Source organism: Citrobacter sp. Igbk 16, from assembly GCF_028069755.1.
Taxonomy (GTDB): Bacteria; Pseudomonadota; Gammaproteobacteria; order Enterobacterales; family Enterobacteriaceae; genus Citrobacter.
Window position 1 is genome coordinate 1 of record NZ_JANEWJ010000008.1, and the last position, 15,313, is coordinate 15,313.

At 43.3% G+C, this 15,313-nt stretch carries 16 protein-coding genes; 15 read left to right on the forward strand and 1 reads right to left on the reverse strand.

From position 1 onward, the window contains the following. Nucleotides 1-46: 46 nt before the first annotated feature. The 14 genes from NNO03_RS07480 (at nucleotide 47) to NNO03_RS07545 (ending at nucleotide 12,848) form a co-directional block, all read left to right on the forward strand. The gene (locus NNO03_RS07480; RefSeq protein ID WP_271449202.1) at nucleotides 47-2,077 is read left to right on the forward strand and encodes an EscV/YscV/HrcV family type III secretion system export apparatus protein; all 2,031 of its coding nucleotides are present in this window, start codon (nucleotides 47-49) and stop codon (nucleotides 2,075-2,077) included. A gap of 4 nt (nucleotides 2,078-2,081) precedes the next feature. Then, a complete protein-coding gene (locus NNO03_RS07485) occupies nucleotides 2,082-2,486 on the forward strand; it encodes a hypothetical protein (RefSeq protein ID WP_271449203.1) in 405 nt (134 codons plus the stop codon). Further along, nucleotides 2,486-3,787 (forward strand): type III secretion system ATPase SctN, encoded by a 1,302-nt coding sequence (gene sctN / locus NNO03_RS07490; RefSeq protein ID WP_271449204.1) that lies wholly within the window; start codon nucleotides 2,486-2,488, stop codon nucleotides 3,785-3,787. The genes NNO03_RS07485 and sctN overlap by 1 nt, the downstream gene beginning before the upstream one ends. Continuing rightward, the gene (locus NNO03_RS07495) at nucleotides 3,777-4,145 is read left to right on the forward strand and encodes a hypothetical protein (RefSeq protein WP_271449205.1); all 369 of its coding nucleotides are present in this window, start codon (nucleotides 3,777-3,779) and stop codon (nucleotides 4,143-4,145) included. Before sctN ends, NNO03_RS07495 begins: the two co-directional genes overlap by 11 nt. A gap of 68 nt (nucleotides 4,146-4,213) precedes the next feature. Further along, complete coding sequence (locus NNO03_RS07500) at nucleotides 4,214-5,122, forward strand: hypothetical protein (RefSeq protein WP_271449206.1); 909 nt, start codon at nucleotides 4,214-4,216, stop codon at nucleotides 5,120-5,122. Next, nucleotides 5,119-6,039: a FliM/FliN family flagellar motor switch protein gene (locus NNO03_RS07505; RefSeq protein ID WP_271449207.1), complete on the forward strand. Its 921-nt coding sequence runs from the start codon at nucleotides 5,119-5,121 to the stop codon at nucleotides 6,037-6,039. The genes NNO03_RS07500 and NNO03_RS07505 overlap by 4 nt, the downstream gene beginning before the upstream one ends. A gap of 9 nt (nucleotides 6,040-6,048) precedes the next feature. Then, nucleotides 6,049-6,738: an EscR/YscR/HrcR family type III secretion system export apparatus protein gene (locus tag NNO03_RS07510; RefSeq protein WP_271449208.1), complete on the forward strand. Its 690-nt coding sequence runs from the start codon at nucleotides 6,049-6,051 to the stop codon at nucleotides 6,736-6,738. A 2-nt stretch (nucleotides 6,739-6,740) separates the two neighbouring features. Continuing rightward, the gene (gene sctS, locus NNO03_RS07515) at nucleotides 6,741-7,001 is read left to right on the forward strand and encodes a type III secretion system export apparatus subunit SctS (protein ID WP_040232355.1); all 261 of its coding nucleotides are present in this window, start codon (nucleotides 6,741-6,743) and stop codon (nucleotides 6,999-7,001) included. 10 nt (nucleotides 7,002-7,011) lie between these two features. Further along, nucleotides 7,012-7,773 carry a type III secretion system export apparatus subunit SctT gene (gene sctT, locus NNO03_RS07520; protein ID WP_271449209.1) on the forward strand — a complete coding sequence of 254 codons (762 nt, stop codon included), beginning with the start codon at nucleotides 7,012-7,014 and terminating at the stop codon, nucleotides 7,771-7,773. A 5-nt stretch (nucleotides 7,774-7,778) separates the two neighbouring features. Then, nucleotides 7,779-8,915: an EscU/YscU/HrcU family type III secretion system export apparatus switch protein gene (locus NNO03_RS07525; protein WP_271449210.1), complete on the forward strand. Its 1,137-nt coding sequence runs from the start codon at nucleotides 7,779-7,781 to the stop codon at nucleotides 8,913-8,915. Further along, complete coding sequence (locus tag NNO03_RS07530) at nucleotides 8,899-9,555, forward strand: lytic transglycosylase domain-containing protein (protein WP_271449211.1); 657 nt, start codon at nucleotides 8,899-8,901, stop codon at nucleotides 9,553-9,555. Before NNO03_RS07525 ends, NNO03_RS07530 begins: the two co-directional genes overlap by 17 nt. 140 nt (nucleotides 9,556-9,695) lie before the next feature. Next, entirely contained in the window at nucleotides 9,696-10,373 is a 678-nt protein-coding gene (locus NNO03_RS07535; protein WP_271449212.1) for a response regulator transcription factor, read from the forward strand. Between the two features lie 30 nt (nucleotides 10,374-10,403). Next, entirely contained in the window at nucleotides 10,404-12,632 is a 2,229-nt protein-coding gene (locus NNO03_RS07540) for an IpaD/SipD/SspD family type III secretion system needle tip protein (protein ID WP_271449213.1), read from the forward strand. 9 nt (nucleotides 12,633-12,641) lie between these two features. Then, on the forward strand, nucleotides 12,642-12,848 hold the full coding sequence (locus NNO03_RS07545) for a hypothetical protein (protein WP_271449214.1): 207 nt from the start codon (nucleotides 12,642-12,644) through the stop codon (nucleotides 12,846-12,848). Between the two features lie 55 nt (nucleotides 12,849-12,903). Here NNO03_RS07545 and NNO03_RS07550 read toward each other — a convergent pair whose 3' ends face one another. After that, complete coding sequence (locus NNO03_RS07550; protein WP_271449215.1) at nucleotides 12,904-14,271, reverse strand: MFS transporter; 1,368 nt, start codon at nucleotides 14,269-14,271, stop codon at nucleotides 12,904-12,906. A gap of 175 nt (nucleotides 14,272-14,446) precedes the next feature. Here NNO03_RS07550 and kdgR point away from each other — a divergent pair, with 175 nt between their 5' ends. After that, the gene (gene kdgR / locus NNO03_RS07555) at nucleotides 14,447-15,238 is read left to right on the forward strand and encodes a DNA-binding transcriptional regulator KdgR (protein ID WP_005120190.1); all 792 of its coding nucleotides are present in this window, start codon (nucleotides 14,447-14,449) and stop codon (nucleotides 15,236-15,238) included. The last annotated feature ends 75 nt before the right edge of the window (nucleotides 15,239-15,313 follow it).

Genomic DNA, 15,313 nt, shown 5'->3' on the forward strand with positions numbered 1-15,313 from the left:
AGTATACAGAGTGTAATTAACATTTATAGCGTAGTCTGAGAAACATATGTGGCAGAAAATAGCGCAGAGACCAGAATTATTTTTGGTTGTATTGATGATATTAATATTAGCCATGTTGATTATACCATTACCAACATGGCTTATTGATGTATTATTAGCCTTTAATATTACATTTTCTATTTTAATATTTATTGGCACATTTTATATACAGAAAGTGTTGGAATTTTCCGCATTACCATCACTTTTGCTCATTACAACGCTCTTCCGTCTTGCGTTATCTATCAGTACCAGTCGTATGATACTGGTCCAGGCTGATGCAGGACACATTATTACAACATTTGGTAACTTTGTTATTGCAGGGGATATCGTTGTCGGCTTTATCATTTTTTCAATTGTTACACTTTTTCAATTTATTGTTATAACCAAAGGTTCAGAGCGTGTCGCAGAAGTTAGTGCGCGTTTTTCTCTTGATGCCATGCCCGGTAAACAGATGAGTATTGATGCGGATCTGCGAGCGGGTAATATTGATGCTGATGATGCCCAACGGCGACGCTCCATGTTGGAAAAGGAGAGCCAATTGTATGGTGCATTAGATGGTACAATGAAATTTATCAAGGGAGATGCAATTGCCAGCATTGTGATTATCTTTGTCAACTTCATTGGTGGCGTTTCTATTGGCATGGGGCGCCATGGTATGTCCTTTAGTGGGGCCACCGATGTCTATACGATTTTAACAATTGGCGATGCCTTGGTCGCGCAGATTCCGGCTTTGCTTATTTCTATCGGTACCGGCTTTGTGGTAACAAGGGTGAGTGAGGACGGGAAAAATCTGGGTAACAATATCATTGATCAGATTTTCCAGCGTGATTTTGTGTTGATTGTTACGGCAATTGTAGCCATTTTAATTGGTTGTCTTCCGGGATTCCCGTTGATCGTTTTTATGCTTATAGCTGGAATTATTCTTGCTGTTTATTTTAACCGTACGATTAAAGCTAAAAAGCAAGCAACGTCTTCGGGGAGTATAAAAATGAGTCCAGGGGGAAGTTCTGGTAGTGAAGGATATACTCTTTTACCCACGGCAAGTATTATACCTGAAACTGTACCGTTGATGGTAATGCTCCCAGAGCAGGATTTTAGCGATCTGGATCTTGAACATTTTGGCATGCGTTTTTCACAGGATTTTTACCTTAACTATGGCATTGAACTCCCGAAAGTCAGTGTAATAATGAGCCCAAACGTACAGCTGAACCATGTTGTTGTCCTGATCAATGAAGTTACTGCAGGTGTATTTCCAATTAACTTTGGATATTTTAAACTTTTGAATCTTGACGGTATTATTGATTTACCCGGCATTGATGTAATCACCACTGAATATGGAAATGAAAAAGAATACTGGGTCGCCGAACAGAGCCAGGAGTTATGTTCATCTTTGGGATTTACGCTGCGTTCGGCAGAAGATGAAATGATGCTCTCTTTTCAGTCGCTGGTGACGGCACAGATTCCTGAGCTGTTTGGTATTCAGGAAACCAAAAATATTATGGATAAATTTGAACGCCAGTATCCTGAGTTATTAAAGGAAACTTACAGACATTGTACTGTTCAGCGAGTATCTGAAGTCTTGCAGCGTTTGTTAAGTGAGCGCATTTCAGTAAGAAATATGAAAGCAGTGCTGGAAGCGTTGGCGCTGTGGGGCGGAAAAGAGAGAGATACTATCCAGTTGGTAGAGCATGTACGCAGTGCATTAGCTCGCTATATTTCGGATAAGTTTTCGACTGAGAATGTATTGTCGGTGATGGTGTTATCGCCTGAGATTGAAAATAAAATCCGTAAGGGAATTAAAACATCTGCTTCTGGGTCATTTATCAATATGGAACCGGCAGATAATGAGTTTGTTATTGATAGGTTTGAGCATCATTTATTGAACCTTTCAAGAAAGGATGTTGTATTTCTAACGGCAGTTGATATCAGACGCTATACTAAGCGTTTGATAATGTCACAATTTTCTGATCTGGATGTCATTTCATTTGGCGAAATATCAGAAAGTGTTAAAGTTAACGTAATCAAAATGGTGGATTAATTAAATGGATGTTTCAAAAATTGTAGATACCCTCAAACAGGCGCTTGAGATAATGGGATGTGATCCATCGTTGATCTCTGATATAGATCATCACTCCACAATCGAGCTTAGTTTTGGTGAAAAACCGTCAATCATGTTTAGCACTGTTAACGGTATTGTGGCTCTTTGGAGTGCTGTTGCAAAATATAACAGTCATGCCTTATTAAATGCTGCTCCACAACTTATCGAATCATTGGTAGCAACTTGTGACTGGAGCATGACAGGTCAGTTACAGCTGGTTGAAGATGATGGGAGTTTTGTGCTAAGAGTATTTTTAAATGAAGATGCAATTGAGCATGGTGAATTGTTGGCGGATGTATTGAGCCAGTTTTATGAGCGTGTCGATGAATTTAGCCAGGCGCTAAAATAATGCAGGAAATCTTGCTGAGTGATATTTTTGATTGTAACGCCAGGATAACTTCTATTCAGGGGACGATCATTACTGCACCGTTACGCAATACATTCATTGGTGAACGATGTCGTATTTATCGCTCGCTGAGCGACCCAAGAATTATTGGACAAGCAGAGACTATTGGTTTTAGCCAGGGCAATGCTGTGCTGTGTTTGCTGGGCGGGTCTGAGGGTATTTCATGCTCCAATATTATTGTTCCGGATGGTACTGCTTTCTCACTTTCAGTATCGATGGACACGCTGGGTACAGTTATTAATGCACAAGGCGAGATTTGTGAACGTTTTGCGTCACCAACGCCTGGTATCGCATCTTTACCGATGCTTCGACCCATTATGCAATCTCCGCCAGATTATAGTGAGCGACGGCCAATCGATAGCTTATTTGCGACAGGTGTCAGAGCTATCGACGGGTTATTGACTTGTGGCATAGGCCAACGTGTAGGGATTTTTGCTGGGGCTGGGGCCGGAAAAACGTCATTAATGACAATGATCATTAGCCATTCATCTGCAGATGTCTACGTTATTGCACTGGTTGGTGAGCGAGGCAGGGAGGTTACCGAGTTTTTAGCTGAAGGGATCCCGGAGGATAAGCGTGATAAAACCATTGTCGTCTATACTACTTCCGACCGACCCGCTGTCGAAAGACGGAATGCAGCGCTTATTGCCACCACTATTGCCGAATATTTTCGCGATGCCGGCAAGAATGTTGTGCTGATGATTGATTCAATGACACGCTATGCCCGTGCGCTTCGTGACGTTGCGCTTTCAGCTGGAGAAATGCCAGCAAGACGCGGTTACCCATCATCTGTTTTTGACAATTTGCCGCGGATTCTGGAAAGAAGTGGGAAAACCCGATTCGGCAGCATTACTGCGTTCTATACGGTACTGCTCGAAGAAGAAGAGGAGGTAGACCCCATCGGTGATGAAGTACGCTCGATTCTCGATGGGCATATTTATCTTTCCAGAAAACTGGCTGGTACAGGACATTATCCGGCAATTGACGTATTACGTAGCGTCAGTCGTGTAACGCGTGCAGTATCATCTGATGAGCAACGTGAAGCTGCGTCTTTATTTCGAAATTATTTGTCAAAACTGGACGAGCTGAAGCTGATGATTGAATTAGGTGAATACCAACCGGGTGAAAATCCAGCAACAGATAATATTGTCGGGAAAACTGACATTATAAAGAATTTTCTCCAGCAAAAGATGGAAGATAAAACATCATTTACACAAATGTTGGAGTCACTGCATGCCATATAAAAGTATGGAAAATTTGTATTCAACGTACTGCGATAGCCTTGTTCTGAAAGTGACGCGTATTGAGCGCGAAATTGAGCGATTTAAAAATTTGCTGAATGTTAATGCTGAACGTCACAAGGAGACTGATGGCAGTATCATCACCTTATGGCATGGAGTTACCGACAGTGCAGTAACGAAGGACAATATATATGCTATTAAGAGAAAAGAATCATTGCTGCTCTCAGTTTTATATCGTCTGGATGCGGAAAAAAATGAGTTAATAGCAAGTCAGCATGAACAAGAAGATGAAAAATCGCGTCTGTTGCAGTTACGCGCCAGATATGAAAGAAAAAAACGTAAGTGGTCTTTATGCCAATAAAAAGTTAAACGTTTACGTAGTGTTAAAAAAATTGCTCAGGAAGAATATTCTATAGAGGAATGTATTGCATGGAAAATATAAAAACATCATCAGTTAAAGCACATTCAGCAGAAAACATGGGCTCTTGTGACGGCGTGCAATCTATTGATGGTATCATTCAGAATTTATTGAATGATACTGATATCAAGTCGAAAAAGAATACTAAAATTGAGACCGTTGACGATAACAAAGATGAGAAAAAAGGAGATAAGGGCACCGAACAAACGGACCAGATTGCAGCATCGACAATATTAGCTGGAGAACCGCTATTATCCTCTCTGTCGGCCAAATTGGTGCAGCAGCTACAAACGAATAATACGGGTAATAAGTCAGTATCTAATGTGCTAACACGTATTTCCACCGTGAATATTAGCCAACATGCCAGCGTTGATGTAGGGCGCCTGACCCACAGTGGATCGGCAACAATTTTTACCGCAGCCGCTCCGCAACATCAAGAGAATACTCAGAAAACGGATAAGAAAAAAAATGAATCTTCGGAGATAACAGTTCTATCCGCAATGGTAGTACCTGACAAGGTTATCGATGAATCTGGATCGGTAGCGGAAAAGTTATCTTCTGGAGAACGCGGAAAGGAGACAGTTAATCAGCAGCAATTAATGTCTGCCAAAAATGTAGCGCCTGAGGTAAACACGAAATCGAATGTGACCGAAGTTAGATGGACCTTTCCTACTCAACAAACGGCTCAGGTACGCATAGAACACGCACAGAATAAATCTGATACGCAAATACAAATTATGCCATCGAATATTGAAACTGAACAGCAACTGGTAAATTTCCAACAGCAACATCCTTTGCACGGATTGCGCGTAGATAATGCCGTGCCGACGGCGAATGACTATCTGCAGAATCAGCAAAACTCACAGCAGCAGAATGAGGCAAACCAGGATGTTTTAAATGACGAGGAGGAGGAGACGTGAATACCCTTTTTTCGTGTTTACGGCACCTGGATGCCACAGAAAATCTGATCATGCAGTACTGCGCGCGCAATGCTACCGCTTTGCTGACAAATCATACACGAGTGCAGGGAGCGTTCATCCATTGTAGCGGTGTTTACGCCGGCACGGAGGTATGTTTTTTTGTCTCTGCAGAAACGCTTTTGCAGAAATATGGCCTGGAGGATGCTCGATTTTCTGTTCAGCAGATGGGAAACAAATTTATTTCTTCGTTGTACAGTGAGTTGTTATCTAATCTCTCCCTGGGGACTGAGTGGTTTTCAGAACCTATTGCTGAAGTTGTTATTGAGGACCCAGAATGTCAGATTCCTTTGCATGAAAAATTCTACAGTTCAGGTGACGATGCCGGTTTCGTTTGGTTTCCAAAAACATCCCTAACCTCATTAGATGTGCCGATTACGGAAACAGTAAACGATTGCCAGCATTTGCTTTGTCCCATCAAAGTCTCTCTCGGAATCACATCGTTACCCGTGAGTGATATCGAGAATTTGGCCATTGGTGATGCCTTGTGGATTACGAATGTTCAAATTTATCTTTATGTCGGAAACATAGAATATTGTGCACTCCAATATGAAAATCACAATTTTACTGTAAGTGAGGATATTATGGATAGTCAAACAAATAATGATCTTGTTGATAAGTTATGGACGACCGATGGACTCAAACTAAACATTGAGTTTGTACTCAGTGAAACAACCATGACATTAGCAGAAATTAGCAAAATACAAAACGGCGATGTATTAGATACACAGATTGGTCTGGGAGACAACAAAGTTGATGTTGAACTCCGGGTTCAGGGACGAACGTTAGCCAAGGGAGAACTTGTTTTACTGGATGATCGTCTGGCGGTGGAAATAGAGGAAGTTTACAACACATTGTGAGATGAAATTATGACGGATTATAATAGTATTGGTCTGGTAGGGATTCTGAGTCTTGCGACACTTCTGCCATTTTTTATTGCGGGCGGAACGTGTTTTATTAAATTCTCTATTGTTTTTTCATTGATACGCAACGCCATAGGTTTACAGCAGGCGCCATCCAATATGACCTTGAATGGTATCTCACTACTATTAACTGCTTTCGTTATGTCGCCTGTTGCCCTGCAGGGGTATGATTATTATCGCCAGGAAGGTGTCTCTTTCGATAATGTTGAGTCAGTACAAAACTTCATTGATAACGGCCTTTCTGGATATAAAAACTATTTATACCGATTTTCTGATAAAGAACTCCTGACATTTTTTAGTAATATCTATCAGCAGCAATATCCCGTAACGGATGATCATCAGGTTGTTGGGGTAAAACCAACAGTTGAGAATAGCTCGTTATTTACGCTGTTAGCGGCTTATTCACTGAGTGAAATAAAAAGTGCCTTTGTTTTAGGTTTCTATGTTTATCTTCCTTTTATTGTAGTGGATCTGTTAGTTTCCAACGTATTATTGGCTCTCGGCATGATGATGATGAGTCCTGTAACAATATCATTACCAATAAAGTTGGTACTTTTTGTTGCCATTGATGGCTGGTCAAAAATTGCGACCGGCATGGTCATGCAGTACGCAGCGTTATGGAAAACGGCGGGATAACAATGGACAGTATCTTTTATATAGGCAATAAAGCACTATATATGGTCTTAATATTATCTTCAGTTCCAGTTATTGTTGCAACGGTGGTGGGGATAGTTGTGGCCCTTCTTCAGGCAATCACTCATATCCAGGAACAGACCTTGCCATTTGGTATCAAATTGCTGGCAGTATGTGCCGCGCTTTTTATGACTGCCCCTTGGTTTGTCTCCAGCCTGAAAAGTTTCGCTGCCGAAGTGTTAGCCCTGGCATTCCAGATACCCTAATGAGTTGCCTATGAATGTTTATGTGCTCTACCATGAATATATCCTGTTGATTGTTATCGGGATGGCCAGACTTCTGCCAATAACATTTTTCTTACCCTGGTTTAACAGCCAGGTGCTAGGGGGAATGATAACCAAAAATGTCATTACGTGCTTTATGCTTGTCGGTTTTTTGCCCCTGCTGAGTGTGCAGTTTCCACTAGCGCCAGCGGCGCCACCAATGGTGATTATCGTTCGGGAAGCGATCATTGGTTTACTATGTGGTATTTGCCTGTCAGTGCCATTCTGGACTGCTTTGGTGGTAGGTGAGGTTATTGACAACCAGCGCGGAGCAACTATCAGTAGTACTATGAATCCAGGTATAGGGGTTGAAACATCGGTTTTCGCCAGTTTTATGAACTATTTCTATGGTGCGACTTTTATGCTAAGTGGCGGAATGGTTACGCTTTGTGAGGCGATAAAAAAAAGTTATCAAATATTTCCGGTGGCACAATCCTTTCACTTTGACAAAGTATTAGCATTACAAGTGGTTCATCTTGTTAATGAGTTAATGCTAAAGGCTTTAATTTTGGTAGGGCCTATCGTCGTCGCATTATTTGTCACAGAATGTGCACTTGGTTTACTTTCACGTTTCGCATCACAGCTGAATGCTTTTTCTGTTGCATTAACGTTAAAGAGTGTTATCGCCATTTTCGTACTGTTGATTTATTTGACACCATTACTTATCTCCCAGTTGACAGGATTACGGCTGAGTGATTTTTTACCGAAGAGTTAAGCATAATGAGTGAAGAAAAAACAGAACAACCAACACATAAGAAGAAAGAAGATTCTGCCAAAAAGGGGCAGATGTTTCTTAGTCGAGATTTTGTAGGTTTACTTACATTAATTGCAGTATCTTCATTTGTGTGGATGACCATTGATGCGAGAGAGTTAACATTTTATTTCGATTTATTCGTCAGTAGTGGTTTCATGCTATCAACCGGAGAATATGCGCGACTGGTATTCACAACAACGTTTAAAATTATTTCTGGTATCGCTCTGATTTCTGTTTTCACTTCGGCACTGGTGACATTGATACAAACACGTTTTAAAATGGCGTCGGAGGCGGTTCGATTGGATCTGAATGCCATTAATCCAATAAAAGGATTTAAAGAAATATTTAGTATCAGGGGGCTCAAAGACAGTATAAAAGCAATTTTGTATCTTGGAATGGCACTCACGGGCTTTAGTGTTTTTATTATAAAATATCACACTCGACTGTTTACTATACCGACAGGCGGGATCCAGCACTTTATTAGTGTGTGGCGTGGACTGATGCCATTGCTTTTTTGTTATACCTTGTTACCATTTTTAATTATTATGGCATTTGATGCTTTGGTCGATTTTTATTTATATATTAAAGACTTGATGATGACCAAACAGGAAATAAAGCAAGAGTATAAGAATAATGAAGGTGATCAACACATTAAAAGTGCGCGTAAGCAGTTGCATCGTGAATTGCTTTCTGAACAGACTAAAGCAAATGTATTGACTTCAAAAATGGTATTAGCTAACCCAACACATATCGCATTAGGAATTTACTTTAATCCTACGGTAATTGGTTTACCTTTTATTTCAGTCATCGAGAAAAACTCTCGCGCTGTTGCGGTTATTGCTTTCGCGGAAAAGAACAATATCCCTGTTATCCGCAATATCTCGCTGGCACGGCGAATTTTTAAGACGGCGAAAATTTATACTTTTATTGATAGCAACAGTATTGATGAAATTATGCGATTACTGACATGGCTCGAGCAGATGGAACAGGCATGGAAAGATGATAATCCTCAGAATGACGAGTCAGAAGAGATGGAGGTTGATGTTAACAGCGATAAAGAAAATGCGGAAACAAACAAGGAAGGGGATGGAAATGCGCAATAGTATATTTATTTTACTGTGTTGTTTCATGCCTCCTGCGATGGCAGTGCAGTGGTGTTATGAAGATGCTCAGGGAATCATGTATGTCGAACAGCAACGAACGTCAAACAAAGGTCGGCGTTGCGCTATCGCGAAAAATGATGCCGTGCAACGCTGGCAGGCCACGAAAGCCAATTCCGCCATTCGCATATCGCGTACCTCACCGCGACGCAGGTTTACGGCACTGGTGGCAAACGGTCGTTACGATAAGGTTATCGGCCACTTTGCCCGGCGGTATGGTGTTGATCCGTATTTCGTTAAGGCGGTTATGGCCGTTGAGTCTGGATTTAATCCGGACATTATCTCGGCAAAAGGTGCTGTGGGTTTAATGCAGTTGATGCCTGAAACAGCGAACCGCCTGTCTTCAGCATTGGGCTATTCTCTTGAAAAACATAGATTATCTGATCCCGAGTTGAATATTCATCTTGGCACTTATTTGCTCTCAGAATTGACGAAACGCTATAGCAGTAATCTCGAACTGGTTCTGGCTGCATATAACGCGGGAGAGGGGAACGTTGCAAAGTATAGCAATCAAATCCCTCCGTTTAATGAGACACATAAATATATTAAAAATGTGATAAGGGAGTATAAGACCATTCATTGACAAAATGATTTAATGTATTGTTAATTCTAAAGTTAGAATAAATAATTTGAGTTGCTTTGTCTTGAATGAAATTATCGTGAATAAATTTATTAATTAGCTAATTAAGGATTGATTAGCGTTTACATAAGAAGGAACTGAGTATGTCCCATAAACTCCTACATTCTCGACTCTCCGTTGCGGTTGCCAGTGATGAACCTATTGTTATTACGGGATTACGCAGCCTTCTTGCCGGGTCTGCGGATATTGCATTTGTAACTCATTCGCGGGATGAATTAATTCACGCGTTATCAGGCAAGCGCAATGATAAAAATTTAGTTCTGATTGTTGATGTATCTTTTGACTGTGAAAATAATGACGCCAGTCATTATATAGCGAGAATTCAAAAGATAGCACCGGAACTCAAGCTGATTGCGCTGGTAAGTGAAAACTACACGTTGACTCCTTCACTCCGGCGCCTCCGGGCGTCAGGGGTGCACGCGTTAATAAGCAAGAAAGATGATTTGGAACGTTGCCTGCCAAAAGCGTTATCCGATTTGGCGGCAAAGCGCTTTTATATTTCTCCGCGGATCCAACGGACGGACATGGCTACAGATTATGCTCAACAGCAGTCCCGGTTAACCTCACGAGAGCTCGAAATTATTCGCCTGTATGCACGAGGCATGCGGGTAAAAGAGATTGCAAACCTTCTCAAGCGTTCAGTCTGTACGGTTGCGGTACATAAGCACAACGCGATGCAGAAACTTGCAATTACCAGCAACATACAATTGCTTCATTATGTGCAATCCCAGGATACGCTTGCCGCGATGCCAGGTAACTAAACCGTTGCACACCTTTCAGGGAAAGATACGATGTCTACAAGTGTTACAGCAGCAGGGCAACTTTCATTTTCAACTCTACCTACAACCACGAATGCGGTTGCTTCATCGCCTGAGGCGCTACAAGCGTCGACAACTGCTGACGCTGCGGAAACGGGGACACCCCAACAGCAGGTGATTGATATATTGACAGAAAAACTGGCCGTATATTCTGAACAATATCATCAAATCCTCGCCAAGGGGATCCTTATCGATACCACTCCTGCGCAGAATATGTTGAAGTCCTCACTTTCTCAGCTCATGAATATCGGTGCTACAAGCGAGGATAACTCGGGAGAACCTTCGCAAGACTCCGCTAACGTTAAGCTGAGTTGGGATATTACCTTCGACAAAAATATGGATAAGGATGGTGATGGCAAGATTGACGATGATATCGATTTCAGCACCTATATCTGGTCAAATGATAACGATCATGGCGATGGGGTGAGTTATCCCGAGAGTGACTGGGAAATCTACGGCAATATCGAGACTGAACTTAGCAACCTGCAAACGGGTTACATGGATGTTTATACGGATCTTGCTAAACAAAGCGTTGAATTTCTGGACGATGTTAACAGCTTTAAAGCGCGGATGGTGTCATTTGTCTCCACTAGCGGCGATAAAATGAAAATCGATGTCGGTGGTGTGCAGGATGAACTTGACGCTATAATTGACGGATGGGGGATATATGATGCCGACGGTAATATTAACACGACGCCCATTAACCCCGCAACGACGGCAGGTCCCTATCCCGATCGTGGCCCCGTTGCTATCCGTGGGTTAGATGCCCAGGGGGTTTATTATTGGGCAGAACAACTGGAATTATCCGATCAGCTGATTATCAACACACATATCGATGCTGGCGCTGATGGGAAAATGGCAATAGATACGGGGATTCCAGGGGATGATATTGACAATATCACGGTGGTTGAGACTGTCGCTAATGCTAATGAACCACCAGAAGAGGACTGTCGGCTTTATTTAGTGATGGAGGCTGATGGCACCTATACCCTATATGTCTACCCGGATCTCCAGCCGGTACGAGATGCCAAAGAAGCAATGTATAGCCTGTGGGGTTATCGCTCAGACGCTGGATCGTCGACTGCTGCGGAAGCTCCCACTGCAGACGATATTGGTTTGCATCGTGTTGATCCTAACTATTACGGCAATAAGCCTTACACACGTAATTATAAGGCTAACGACGCAAATGATTCACAGCATGGGGATAAAACAGATAACGAATATTTTGTTATTCCCACAAAAAAAGACTTACAACTTGTGCCTGAGGAGAAAGCTAAAAATCGCAGCTGCCCACCGGGTTATACGTTAGTGACATCAACGGAGACTACAGATTTTAAAGAGTATGATTGCTTTCTGATACCAACAGATAAGTTAAAAGTCGATGACAAGGGGGTTTATCATGTCACGGAAGATATTGTTCTTGAAACTGAAACCTATAATACGACCGGAGCGAGCCCAGCAAAGTCTACCAATCCGGGGGATGCAACCAATATCTATGTTAGCGATGTTGCCGATTGGGATTTTAAGGCTCATGGTGCTGAGGAATCTGAAGAGTATGGCTATCGAGCCGATGCCGGAAGTGCTCCTCCAGCAATGGCAGATACACCGCCTGGTTTAACTCTCACTACTATCGATCCAAGATATACTGGAAATGAAAAGGGCACAAAATCATATGTAGTTCTCCCAACGTCTAAGGATATGAAAATTGTCCCCGTAGACGAGTTATACTCAGATGGTAGAGAATTTTATATCCCAGAGGGGTATACACTCATAACATCAACAGCTACTGAAGATTATAAGGAATATGATTGCTTTTTAATCCCAACGACAATGCTGGACCCAGCAAAAACTAATGGTGAAGCTGGTAGTAAGACTATTGTACATGTTACAGAAAGTGTTGTTGTAATGAAGGAGTCATATGATATAGATGATGATGAAAAGGGTAAAGCGAATATTTATGTCTCTCCCGCATCGACCTGGGATTTTGACGGACACAACGCGAATCAATTTGCCACTATCAGTAGCAGCTTGTTTAACGAGTGGGAAAGCTCGATGAACACCATGTCTAGTACAGTAGAAAGTCAGTCACAAGTTATGTCCGAAAAATTAAGCCAGGCAAATACCATCTTCAATAACCTGACCAAGGTATTGTCATCGACGATAGAAGCCTTGCAGGAAACCCAAAAAGAATTTCTCAAATAGGTATTTGTCATGAGCGATATGACCATCAGCACAACGCCAGTTTTCGCAGATGATGCAGCTTCAACAGAAGAACTCGACCCAACAGCGAATTTGACCGATGAGCAGCGTAAATTGATGCAGTTAGCCACAGCAGGATTTAGTCTGGAGTTTTTTTCAGATTGTATAATGGGAGATACCGACGATCCGTCCAATCCTATGTACCAATCGGAGTGGTGACATCTGTGAATAATCACTGACGAAAAGCCCGGCGGAGTTTTGCCGGGCTTTTCGTTTATGCGCGCGGCTGCGTAATACGTAAGCCGCTCACTATGGCGGCAGCCGTTGCCAGTACGCCCGCGGTTATCAGCGACATATGTGTCCCGCTGCCACCAAACTGATTGAGCATTAACGCCACCAGCGCCGCGCCGGTACTTTGTCCTAACAAGCGCGCAGTCCCCAGCATCCCGCTCGCCCCGCCGCTGCGTTCACGCGGTGCGGAGGTGATGATGGTGTGGTTATTCGGTGACTGGAACAAGCCAAAGCCCGCGCCGCACAATATCATCGGCCAGATGATATTAAAATCGGAGGGCGCAGAAGGGAGTAGCACCAGTGCAAATAATCCGCTTGCCATCACGGCCATACCCAGCGCACCTAAAAGACCCGCATGAACGCGTTCAATCAGATAACCAGCCAGCGGGGCCATCACCATGGTTGCCAGCGGCCATGGAGTCAGAAGTAGTCCTGTTTCGACTTCGCTACGACCCAGTACGGTTTGCAAAAAGAAGGGCAGAGAAACCATCGCCAACATTTGCGCACTGAATGAACAGATTGACGTACAAATTGAGAGTGAAAACAGCGGAATTCGCAGCAGATCAACCGGTAGTAATGGTACCGGCAGTGCGAGCTGGCGACGGATAAAGAAGAAACCTACCACGATGAGACCTACGAGCTCAGCACCAATTAACTTAAGCGATTGCCCTTGCGCGAACCCACTGAGTGCAGTAATCAACAAGCCAAACGTTAGCGCATTCATCACTGCACTAGGCAGGTCAAAACGTGGCTTATTGCTACGCGGTGTATTAGGTGGCAGGAAGCGCATGGCCAGCAGCAACGCGATAATCCCCAGTGGGACGTTAATCAGAAACAACCATTTCCACGAGGCAATCGAGAGGATCGCTGCCGCAATAGTCGGGCCTGCTGCTGAGGAAACCGCTACGATAAAGGAGTTGATCCCCATGCCTCGTCCAAGCTGACGTTGCGGATAAATCAGGCGAATGAGTGCGGTATTCACGCTCATCAAAGCCGCGCCGCCAAACCCCTGGGCCACGCGCGCCAGTGTGAGCATGTGCAGCGAATCGGAGAGGGCACAGAAAAGTGATGCGAGCAGAAATACCACCAGTCCGCACTTGTATATGCGACGGTAGCCAAACATATCACCCAAAAATGAGAGTGACAGGAGTGATACGACAATAGCGATTTGGTAGGCGTTAACGACCCAGATTGAGCTGGCCGCGGAGGCCTGAAGATCGGTGGCAATCGTCGGCAGGGCAACGTTAGCAATTGCGCCGTCCAGTACTGCCATAGAGATGCCAATAACAATGGTTAAAATTGCACCGTATCGCTGGGGCAATGGCAGGCCATCGGCCTGAATTTTTTCCATAGGAAGTCAATTTTGTCGGAAATTATGATGAGAATAATAATTTTAGCATTGATATTCAGGCGTTAGGTCGCAGATTTGTAACTAAGTGAGCAAAGACAGATTGCGGCGGTTGGTACGTGAAATTATAATAAAAACCGGTTCTGATTTTTATAAAACACTCGCAATGAGGTGGTAAATGGCTATCGCAGATCTGGATAAACAACCCGATTCTGTATCTTCTGTGCTGAAGGTTTTTGGCATCCTGCAGGCGCTGGGTGAAGAGCGCGAAATTGGTATTACCGAATTGTCACAACGCGTCATGATGTCGAAAAGCACCGTTTATCGCTTTTTGCAGACCATGAAAACGCTGGGTTATGTGGCACAAGAAGGCGAGTCTGAGAAATATTCCCTGACCCTGAAACTATTTGAGCTGGGCGCGCGTGCATTACAGAACGTTGATCTGATCCGTAGCGCTGACATCCAGATGCGTGAACTTTCGCGTCTGACCAAAGAAACAGTACATCTTGGTGCGCTGGATGAAGACAGCATTGTCTACATCCATAAAATTGACTCGATGTACAATTTGCGCATGTATTCCCGCGTAGGTCGTCGTAATCCGCTGTACAGTACCGCTATTGGTAAAGTACTGCTGGCATGGCGTGACCGCGATGAAGTGAAACAAATTCTGGATGGTATTGAGTACAAACGCAGTACAGATCGTACAATCACGAACACCGATGAATTACTGGTATTGCTGGACAAAGTCCGTGAGCAGGGCTATGGCGAAGACAACGAAGAGCAGGAAGAAGGACTGCGCTGCATCGGTGTACCGGTATTTGATCGTTTCGGCGTGGTTATTGCGGGTCTGAGTATCTCATTCCCGACGCTGCGTTTTTCTGAAGAACGTTTGCACGAATATGTCGAAATGCTGCACACCGCAGCGCGTAAGATTTCAGAGCAAATGGGTTACAACGATTACCCGTTCTGATTTTAACGCGTTGCGAAACGCAAAAAACCCGATACAGCGTATCGGGTTTTTTTACGACCTGCCGTCGTAGCCGGA

Excerpts from the sequence above, each read along its gene's own strand:
- NNO03_RS07480 (WP_271449202.1), top strand. The coding sequence starts at position 47 with ATGTGGCAGAAAATAGCGCAGAGACCAGAATTATTTTTGGTTGTATTG.
- NNO03_RS07485 (WP_271449203.1), top strand. The coding sequence starts at position 2,082 with ATGGATGTTTCAAAAATTGTAGATACCCTCAAACAGGCGCTTGAGATA.
- sctN (WP_271449204.1), top strand. The coding sequence starts at position 2,486 with ATGCAGGAAATCTTGCTGAGTGATATTTTTGATTGTAACGCCAGGATA.
- NNO03_RS07495 (WP_271449205.1), top strand. The coding sequence starts at position 3,777 with ATGCCATATAAAAGTATGGAAAATTTGTATTCAACGTACTGCGATAGC.
- NNO03_RS07500 (WP_271449206.1), top strand. The coding sequence starts at position 4,214 with ATGGAAAATATAAAAACATCATCAGTTAAAGCACATTCAGCAGAAAAC.
- NNO03_RS07510 (WP_271449208.1), top strand. The coding sequence starts at position 6,049 with ATGACGGATTATAATAGTATTGGTCTGGTAGGGATTCTGAGTCTTGCG.
- sctS (WP_040232355.1), top strand. The coding sequence starts at position 6,741 with ATGGACAGTATCTTTTATATAGGCAATAAAGCACTATATATGGTCTTA.
- sctT (WP_271449209.1), top strand. The coding sequence starts at position 7,012 with ATGAATGTTTATGTGCTCTACCATGAATATATCCTGTTGATTGTTATC.
- NNO03_RS07525 (WP_271449210.1), top strand. The coding sequence starts at position 7,779 with ATGAGTGAAGAAAAAACAGAACAACCAACACATAAGAAGAAAGAAGAT.
- NNO03_RS07530 (WP_271449211.1), top strand. The coding sequence starts at position 8,899 with ATGGAAATGCGCAATAGTATATTTATTTTACTGTGTTGTTTCATGCCT.
- NNO03_RS07535 (WP_271449212.1), top strand. The coding sequence starts at position 9,696 with ATGTCCCATAAACTCCTACATTCTCGACTCTCCGTTGCGGTTGCCAGT.
- NNO03_RS07540 (WP_271449213.1), top strand. The coding sequence starts at position 10,404 with ATGTCTACAAGTGTTACAGCAGCAGGGCAACTTTCATTTTCAACTCTA.
- NNO03_RS07545 (WP_271449214.1), top strand. The coding sequence starts at position 12,642 with ATGAGCGATATGACCATCAGCACAACGCCAGTTTTCGCAGATGATGCA.
- NNO03_RS07550 (WP_271449215.1), bottom strand. The coding sequence starts at position 14,271 with ATGGAAAAAATTCAGGCCGATGGCCTGCCATTGCCCCAGCGATACGGT.
- kdgR (WP_005120190.1), top strand. The coding sequence starts at position 14,447 with ATGGCTATCGCAGATCTGGATAAACAACCCGATTCTGTATCTTCTGTG.